At 49.8% G+C, this 8,540-nt stretch carries 6 protein-coding genes and 1 pseudogene; 2 read left to right on the plus strand and 5 right to left on the minus strand.

Translation table 11 applies throughout. The features are described from left to right. Together IQ260_RS22925 and IQ260_RS22930 are read right to left on the minus strand one after the other, a co-directional pair. Nucleotides 1–673 (minus strand): annotated as a pseudogene (locus tag IQ260_RS22925) (DUF3536 domain-containing protein); the annotation flags it as partial. A gap of 530 nt (nucleotides 674–1,203) precedes the next feature. Continuing rightward, the gene (locus tag IQ260_RS22930) at nucleotides 1,204–1,590 is read right to left on the minus strand and encodes a Nif11-like leader peptide family natural product precursor (protein ID WP_193995408.1); all 387 of its coding nucleotides are present in this window, start codon (nucleotides 1,588–1,590) and stop codon (nucleotides 1,204–1,206) included. A 491-nt stretch (nucleotides 1,591–2,081) separates the two neighbouring features. On the opposite strand from IQ260_RS22930, the gene IQ260_RS22935 reads away from it, so the two are divergent. Then, nucleotides 2,082–2,762 (plus strand): HEAT repeat domain-containing protein, encoded by a 681-nt coding sequence (locus IQ260_RS22935; protein ID WP_193995409.1) that lies wholly within the window; start codon nucleotides 2,082–2,084, stop codon nucleotides 2,760–2,762. Nucleotides 2,763–2,797: 35 nt separating this feature from the next. Here IQ260_RS22935 and IQ260_RS22940 read toward each other — a convergent pair whose 3' ends face one another. The 3 genes from IQ260_RS22940 to IQ260_RS22950 all read right to left on the minus strand — a co-directional run bounded on the left by IQ260_RS22940 (nucleotide 2,798) and on the right by IQ260_RS22950 (nucleotide 5,772). After that, on the minus strand, nucleotides 2,798–4,129 hold the full coding sequence (locus IQ260_RS22940; RefSeq protein ID WP_193995410.1) for a cytosine deaminase: 1,332 nt from the start codon (nucleotides 4,127–4,129) through the stop codon (nucleotides 2,798–2,800). 18 nt (nucleotides 4,130–4,147) lie between these two features. Then, nucleotides 4,148–4,927, minus strand: a complete 780-nt coding sequence (locus IQ260_RS22945) for an ABC transporter permease (protein ID WP_228016361.1) — start codon at nucleotides 4,925–4,927, stop codon at nucleotides 4,148–4,150. 83 nt (nucleotides 4,928–5,010) lie between these two features. Next, complete coding sequence (locus IQ260_RS22950) at nucleotides 5,011–5,772, minus strand: ABC transporter ATP-binding protein (RefSeq protein WP_193995411.1); 762 nt, start codon at nucleotides 5,770–5,772, stop codon at nucleotides 5,011–5,013. 317 nt (nucleotides 5,773–6,089) lie between these two features. Between IQ260_RS22950 and IQ260_RS22955 the strand changes: the two genes are divergently transcribed. Next, on the plus strand, nucleotides 6,090–8,540 hold a 2,451-nt coding region (locus IQ260_RS22955; protein ID WP_193995412.1), incomplete at its 3' end, for a beta strand repeat-containing protein.

Here is an 8,540-nt window from a genome sequence, read left to right on the forward strand (position 1 = left end):
CTGATGCTGGTTGATCCCCGGTGGCCATTTGCCGACAGCGCTGCACCTGGGAGGGAGCCACAATGGTGAACTTGATCCCCTCTTGGATGAGCACCCGCAGAGTATCTTGATCAATAGCTGTTTCCGCCAGCCACATGCCCTCGGGATCGCGATCAAAACGCTTGCGAAAATCCGCAATCCCCCAGCGTACCTGGGTGTGTTTGTCACGTTCGTTAGCCAGGGGCAAAATGATGTGATTGTAAACCTGGGCGATGGCGTTGCCGTGGCCGTCGTTGCGATCACAGCTACGCTTATCAGCTGCCAAAATCCGCCGGTAGGTTTCAAGATCGTGGCGAGCGAGCCAGCTCATGAGCGTTGGCCCGATATTAAAACTCAGAAATTCGTAGTTATTAATGATTTTTAGCACCTGACCATGGTGGTCCACGATGCGCGCAAATGCATTGGGGCGATAGGACTCACGTAAGATTCGCTCATTCCAATTGTGAAATGGCGCAGCACCGGGCTGTCGCTCCACAGCTTCCAACGATGGATTCTCTCGCGGCGGCTGATAAAAGTGCCCATGGACACATACATACACCTCAGACGACAAGACATTCGAGGGCTGCACCTCAGCCAACGGCATCAGCTCTTGAGATTCAGAAGCTGATGCCGTCACAGAATGGGAATTAACCATGTTGTGTGACACTGCACTATAGAAAAAATCTAATCTAGAAGAAGAACGGAAACCTTCTGCCACTGGGATTTACCATGCCAGACTGAACAGAAATTATTGGGAGCTTAGCATTAGCTTACAGAACCCAAGCGCTCATCCTCCAGGATATTGGTTCGAGAATCGATCCATCGAACCAATGACACTCTAGCGGACTTAGAATTCCTTAGCAAAAGACGTTACGTTTCTAAAGAGAGCGTTACGTAAAAAAATATTCTCTATGAGATTAAAGTCTCTCACTAGGCTCAGTGGGTCTGAGAGAACACCTTTGGCTATTTTAGGCCATGAAGCTAAGTCGTCGTTTCCCAGTAACGCTAGGGCCTGAAAGCAGGTTATAGAAACACGCACAGAGAGATTTAAAAAAATGACTATGGGTATAGCCCAATGAGACTCGATTAATACTGACTTCAAAGACAATTTACAGTGGGGATCAGCCCAGGGAATGATTCTTCGAGGATTGTTGCTGATCCCCAGGATGGTTTCGTCAGTGATCGTTAAGAGATCTTTACACCTAAATAGGTTTTAGACAAATAGTTGGCTAGACGCTTAAAGTTATGGCGTACAGCAGGAGCTACGCTCTCGCCCGAGGCCATGCCTAGGAGATTGGCAAAAGCGGCATCAGAAAGGTTGCCATTTTGGTGTTGTTTAAAGGCATCAATCACCGATAGAAGTTCATCATTGGAAAAGTGATAGCCCATGGAAGCGGCCAGCTCAATCACTTTAGGAGCACGCTGGCTGAGGGCTAAGGATTCCTCGGGATCAAGGTTGACGCTGGAACTAATGTCACCGTCTCCACAACCCAGAAGAGCTTCAAGCTGTTGCTGGAGGGCGGTATTATTGGCAGTCTTCTGCATAAACTGCAGAACAGTTTGAGTAGTCATTGGCAGTCTCAGGGTAGGTTGTTTAACGAATCTAGTGAAAAGATCTTAGCGAGTTAATGCTTAAGGGATCTATTCCTACCATTAGCTATAACAACTCTTACCCCAACTTAACGTTAACAAAAACAGGAATTTTAACGAGCCCCTCCAGAACTTGTACGACTGGGTTTGCCAGCAGGCGCGGGGGTATAACGGCGACGGTTACGACGCTTTTGGCGCTTGCTGTTTGCTTGGTAAGCCATAATCTAGAATTTCCTGAAGCAACGGTAGGGCGTCGTGGAAGATGCGGGGTAGCAGCGATAGCTTCCGTGGCCCTAATAAGCCCTTCATGACGTTGGTTCGGTATTCCGCACATTTCTGGGGAGTTGTACCGTCAGCTAGATAGCCGCGCCGTCGGCTAGATATAGGTTTCGGAACATGCTTCCATTCCTTGATCCCACAGCTCGTAACCTTTCACTATAATTTGAAGAAGACAGAAAACTTATAACGACACTATGCTCGATCTCGCCGTCCTGGCTAATAAACTAAAAACCGGCGACCTTAAGGATAAAAAGCTATCGCTAGCAGCACTACGCGATGTACCCGACCCAGATGCGATAGAGCTGATCAAGTTGGTCCTAGATGATGACAATCAGCAGGTGCGTTCAATGGCGATTTTTGCCCTGGGCATCAAGCAAACGGTGGAAAGTTTCCCCTTGCTGGTCAAAATTCTAGAAACTGACCCGGATTATGGTATTCGAGCCGATGCAGCCGGGGCATTGGGATACTTGGAAGATCCTCGGGCTTTTGAGCCACTGATTCGGTCTTTCTATGAGGATACTGATTGGCTGGTGCGCTTTAGTGCGGCGGTATCCCTAGGAAATCTGAAGGATCCGCGTGCCCACGATGCTCTGATTCAGGCGCTTTACAGTCCGGAGGTCATTCTGCAACAGGCCGCCATTGCCGCGTTTGGTGAAATTGGCGATCTGAGTGCCGTAGATGAAATTTTAAACTTTGCCCAATCTGAGGACTGGTTAGTACGGCAGCGATTAGCTGAAGCCCTGGGAAATCTACCCAGTGAGAAAGGAACGTCGGCACTGCGATATATGGCCAAGGACAGTCATTCCCAAGTAGCCGAGGCTGCAAGAATTTCCTTGAGCCGTTTGGCGGAGCGCACGGTGAGTTTAGACAGGTAAGTCCTTGTGGACCAGTTCACTGCTGGCCAATTTGGTTACTGTACCCAGCGATCTAGTTCGCTGTAGTCGGGTAGGGTGGTGTCAATTTGCTGCCCCTGGCGGAGTACGACTCGATTTTCTTGAGCCCTAGCCACTAGTTCGTTTAAGGTCCGAGCCTTAAAGCAGATCAGATTGGCAGATGCGCCTGGTCTTAGCGTTCCCAGGTTCTCTAAACCCATTAGCTGAGCGGGACGGCGAGTAAAGCTGGTGGGCCAATGGTCAAAGGGTCGGTCGAGGTGACCGATGCGTACTGAGTGTTTGAACACGTCTAGGCCATCGTGATCGCCGTAGGCATAGAACGGATCGCGGCAGTTATCGCTGGCTAAGGCAACCGGGATGCCTCGCTGCTGCAGCTCATGTAATAGGGTCACACCCCGATATCGGGGCGTTTGTTCGGGCTGACGATCTTGTAAATAGAGATTGCACATGGGCAGACTGACGATGCCGATGTTAGCGGCCTTGACCAGGGCTAGGGTTTTCTCAGCTACCTGGGAGGATTGCACCGATAGACTGCAGCAGTGGCCACAGGTGATGGCTCCTTGAAAGTCGTGGCGGAGGGCGGCTTCGGCTACGTAGCGGAGGGTGATGTCTTCAGGATCTAGACTTTCATCGGTATGAAAATCTAGATCTAAGCCGTAGCGTTTAGCCAGGATAAAAACCTGATCTAGCTGCGCTGCCAGGTCTTTGTTCATATAGGCCACGCCCCCCAGCACTCCGCCAAACTCGGCCACTAGCTGGGCTAAGGACTCAGCTGCAGGTGTTAGAAAATAATCCAGGGAGACGAGACAGACAGCCTGTAGCGTGAGTCGGTCGCTCCACTGGCGGCGAAGTTTGTCAAATACGGTGAAACTAGTGCGACCCAAAGATCCAAAACAGTCTAGATGGGTGCGAATGGCCTGGGTACCGTGGGCATAGCTGCACTTGAGACCAAATTCCATCCGCTGGTACAGTTCGTCGTGGTGCCAGTTGTCATGGTCTTGTCGTACGGTTTCCAGGGCTCCCACAAAGGTGCCGTCGGGGTTGGGGCAGCGAGGCCAAATATGCCCCTTGTCCAGGTGGGTGTGCATATCTATAAAACAGGGCCAGATTAGACCTTGGTTTAGCTCTACCGCTGGTTTATCCAAATCTGTCTGACCTGCGGGCAGGATAGCTGCGATCGCACCCCCACGGATCTCCACATCCACCGCCACCAGATCCTCTAGATGGGGAAATGCCTGCAGTGACGGAATCGGTTCTAGACCGGCATCATCATCGAGAAAACATCGGGGGATACGACCATTGGTTAACCAATAGTGAGGGGTATCAGGTACCTTGATAAATCCGGGCATGGTTTGATGTTTTGGAGGCTAATTCTCGCGTTTGATCGCACTTTCATGCCAGTGCTGCAGCAATCGATCCGACAATACCGTGAGTCCCACAAAGATAGCGACTCCCAGAACCGTTGTCATCAGCAAAGCGGCAAACATACGAGGAATTTGGAGATTAAAGCTGGAAATCAGGATCTGATAGGCAATACCAGAGCGGGTGCCGCCGGTTCCGGCCACAAACTCAGCCACCACCGCTCCGATGAGGGCTAACCCCCCGCTAATGCGTAATCCGCCTAAAAAATAGGGCAGGGCACTGGGTAACCGTAGATGAATCAGGGTTTGCCAACGGGATGCGCCATAGATTTCAAACAGATTTTGCAAATTATGGTCGGCGCTGTTTAACCCCAGGGTGGTGTTCGATACAATCGGGAAAAAGGCCACAATCCAGGCGCAGACCACCAGGGCCATAAAGGTATTGTTTTGGAGCCAGATGATGATCAGGGGTGCGATCGCAACAATCGGCGTCGTCTGTAAAATCACCGCATAGGGAAAAAAGCTCCGCTCCACCCATTTACTCTGGGCAAACAAAATCGCAATCAACAACCCAGAGACAACAGCCGCTAAAAATGCCACCACCGTAATTTGAATTGTCACTAACAGAGATGGCAACAAATCTCCCCATTCTTCTATTAGGGTTTTGACCACGAGTCCAGGACCTGGCAACAGATAGGGAGGCATGTGGGTCACCCGCACAAAAACATCCCAGCCGACCACCGCCGCCAGTCCCACTAAGGCCGGAGCCAGCCAATTCCATAGCAATTCCGATCTGCTTTTCTCAATCACCTGCGATATCTGTCTCTCTATTCTTCACTATCTGTCTCTTCTCTTATCCTTCTTCTTGTTCAACCTACACCTGTCTTCTCCACCGCCGACAACGCCGCCATAATCTCGCGACAATAGTGATTAAACTGGGACGATGTCCGAAACGAATCTGTTCTGGGATAGGTGGCCTCAATGGGAATATCAGCCACAACTCTACCTGGGCAGGCCGCCATGACCACCACTCGAGTGGAAAGATACACAGCCTCATAAATGTTGTGGGTGACAAATAAGACAGTCCAGTGTCTTTTTTCCCACAGGTGAAGCAGATCGCTATTCAATCGGCTGCGGGTCATTTCGTCTAGGGCACCAAAGGGCTCATCCATTAGCAAAACTTTGGGTTTAGTCACCAATGCTCTAGCAATGGATACGCGCATTTTCATCCCTCCTGACAGCTGCCGAGGATAGCTGCGCTCCCAACCGCTCAGGTCAACGGTATTAATCGCATCTTGGATGCGGGCTCGCACCGAACGTAGGGGTTGCCCCTTAAGCTTGAGCGGTAAATAGACATTGTCCACAACATTGGCCCAAGGCATTAGGGCCGGAGCCTGAAAGACAAAGGCTAAATGACGCTGTTCTGGGGGATGGTGCCAGTCCATAATGCCGCCTGTGGGGGAACCCAGCCCAGCCATCAATCGTAATACGGTGCTTTTACCACAGCCAGAGGGACCCACTAGGCTGATAAATTCCCCCGGCTGCACCGTGAGATTGATACCTTGCAAAGCCACAGTACCGTTTTGGTATACCTTATCAATGGCCTTGAGGGTTAGGAGGGGGGCCGACATAGGGATGTCACACAACGTCTTTCCTAGAGTAGCGGCTTTGGTGCGCGCTCATCGCTATTATCACTACGGCAAAATCTGGCATGTTTGGCCGATGTGGTTGCCTCATTTTTTAATGGGGATTTTCCCCGGAATGCCTATACGCCTCAAAAATAAAGCCTAATTGAATCTTTAGGCCTCTAGGATCAGAGGAATCCAGCGATTAAAAAGTTTTCTTAAAGCTAACCGTCAGGTTCTATGGTCCAGGCGACCGTAGATATTATTGACTAGACAGATGACTAGATAACCAAAGACTAGATAACCATGGTGGTCCTATGGCTATGAGCAATCGATTACTTGGCTGGGGGCTTGGTGCCCTTGGGGGTATCTGTATTGTGCTTGATCCTTTTTTACCCAGCTATAGCCAGAGCATCATCCCAGATGACACCGTGGGCACCACTGTCATCGGCAACGGTCCATTTACGGTTACTGGAGGGACTCAGCAGCTCACGACCTTATTCCATAGTTTTCAAGATTTCTCCCCTAACACTGCCGATGTCCTATTTCAGCTAAATGATCCTCAAGATGCGGTCAATGTAGTGATTGGGCGGGTGACGGGCACCAATACGTCTGTGATTGATGGACAGCTACAGCTGACCGGGGGTAATAATCCAGACTTATTTCTGATCAATCCCAACGGCATTACGTTTGGAGCGAATGCAAATTTGCTGTTGCCAGGATCATTTTTTGCCAGTACGGCAGAGAGTGTTTTATTCAATGATGGACTAAGCTTTAGCAGTCGTGTTCCTGAACCTGTACCTTTGTTGTCAGTGAGTGTGCCAGCAGGGCTACAGTTTGGTGCACTGGCCAGTCCCATTACTGTAGAGCAAGGAAGTTTAGTGGTTAATCCAGGAGAATCTCTAGGATTCTTAGGGGGAGAACTTCGGTTTACAGGCAGTTTCTTGAATGCCCCGGAAGGAGAATTGTCCCTGGGCAGTGTAACCCCAGGTAGTCAGCTGGCTCTGGCTCCTGATACCTTTCTGCTGGACTATACCAACGCAACTGCTTTTCAAGATATTACCCTCGACCAAGCAACCTATGCTGATGTTAGTGGGAACGGAGGAGGAATCTTTCAGGTTCAAGGTAGAACTGTTAGGGTGTTAGAAGATTCTCTCCTAGAGGCTTCTAACATGGGTTCTGCTAACGGTACCTTAGTTAGCATTCGAGCCTCTGAGCGAGTTGAATTGATAGGTGATTACGATTTTCCTAGTAGTGCTATTTATGTCGATGTTTATGGTTCAGGACGAGGTAACCATCTAATCATAGAAACGGACCAGCTGGTGCTCAGTCAATCTGCCTTCGTAACGACTGAAACCTTCGATCAAGGTGCTAGCGGTGGCATGACGATCAAGGCTAAAGATCTGCTTATTTTTGGTAACCCAGATGCGGATGGTGTTCCTACTGTTTTGTCCTCAAGAACCTTTGACTCAGGGTTAGGAGGAGATCTTACAATTACAGTAGAACGCTTGATCAGTCAGGAGTGGTCAGTGATCTCAGTGGATACTGTTGGAGCTGGGACGGGGGGTAATTTAAATCTGAATGTTGGACAATTGATACTGCAAGATGGTGCTCAAGTGGGTACTGGAACGTTTGCAGAAGGAAACTCTGGAAACCTTACAGTAACGGCGACAGAACTGGTTGAAATAAAGGGGGTTGGCATTTATTCTAGCAATGCCTTTTCTAGTGGGTTATTTTCCAGTGCTGAACCTGGCTCTACTGGCAATGCTGGCAATCTAAGCGTCACAACCCCAAGGTTAAATGTTGTGCAGGGCGGAAAAGTTGCTGTCAACACACTTGGGACTGGGGCTGGGGGAAATATTACTATTCGAGCTGATGAAATAGAAGTGGCCGATCCAATTGTGGATTTTGTTGGCGCAGTCAGTGGTCTGGTTGCCAATGCGGTCGCTGGTTCGACTGGCAACGGAGGGTCGTTAGATATTGAAGCCAATCGTTTAAGTGTGTATAACGGTGGTCAAATTACAGCCTCTACTGATGGCGATGGGAATGCCGGCACGGTGACTATTCGTGCTGATGAGATCGATGTCTGGGGACAGTCTCGCGATGGCCTGTTTAACAGTGCCATTATGTCTGGTGCAACAACTCAGGCTAATGCAGGGTCGGTTAATCTTCAGGGTCAACAGATTGCCATCCGTGATGGCGCTCAAGTCTCAGTAAGCAGCCTAGGGGGAGGTGATGCGGGTAATTTAAATATCTCTGCAGAGACTCTCTTTCTCAACAATGGAACACTTCAAGCTAAGGTGACGGCTGGTGATAAAGGAGATTTGAACATAAGTGCTAGCCAATTAATATTGTTGCGCCAAAACAGCCAAATTGTTACCAGTGCTAGCGGTATGTCCACCGGGGGAAATATCACCCTGATGGCCCCGGTGATTTTGGGGATCGAAAACAGTGATATTGTGGCTAATGCTGTTTTGGGTACTGGTGGCAACATCGATATTACAACCCAAAGCCTTTTGGGTTTAGTATTTCGCGATCGGCTGACGCCCGAAAACGACATTACAGCGAGTTCTGAGTTTGGTGTGAGCGGCACAATCGCTATTGATGATTTTGGTGTAGATCCAGACTCAGGCCTGGTGGAATTACCCAGTGGTTTAGCGGCGGCCAGCGATCGGGTGGTTCAGGGATGTACGGCTGGTGAGAACCAATTTGTGGTGACAGGGCGAGGCGGTGTTCCTGTAGCACCCACTGATAGTCTGAATCGCGATCGCACC

The organism is Leptolyngbya cf. ectocarpi LEGE 11479 (genome assembly GCF_015207065.1).
Lineage (GTDB): Bacteria > Cyanobacteriota > Cyanobacteriia > Phormidesmidales > Phormidesmidaceae > Leptothoe > Leptothoe ectocarpi.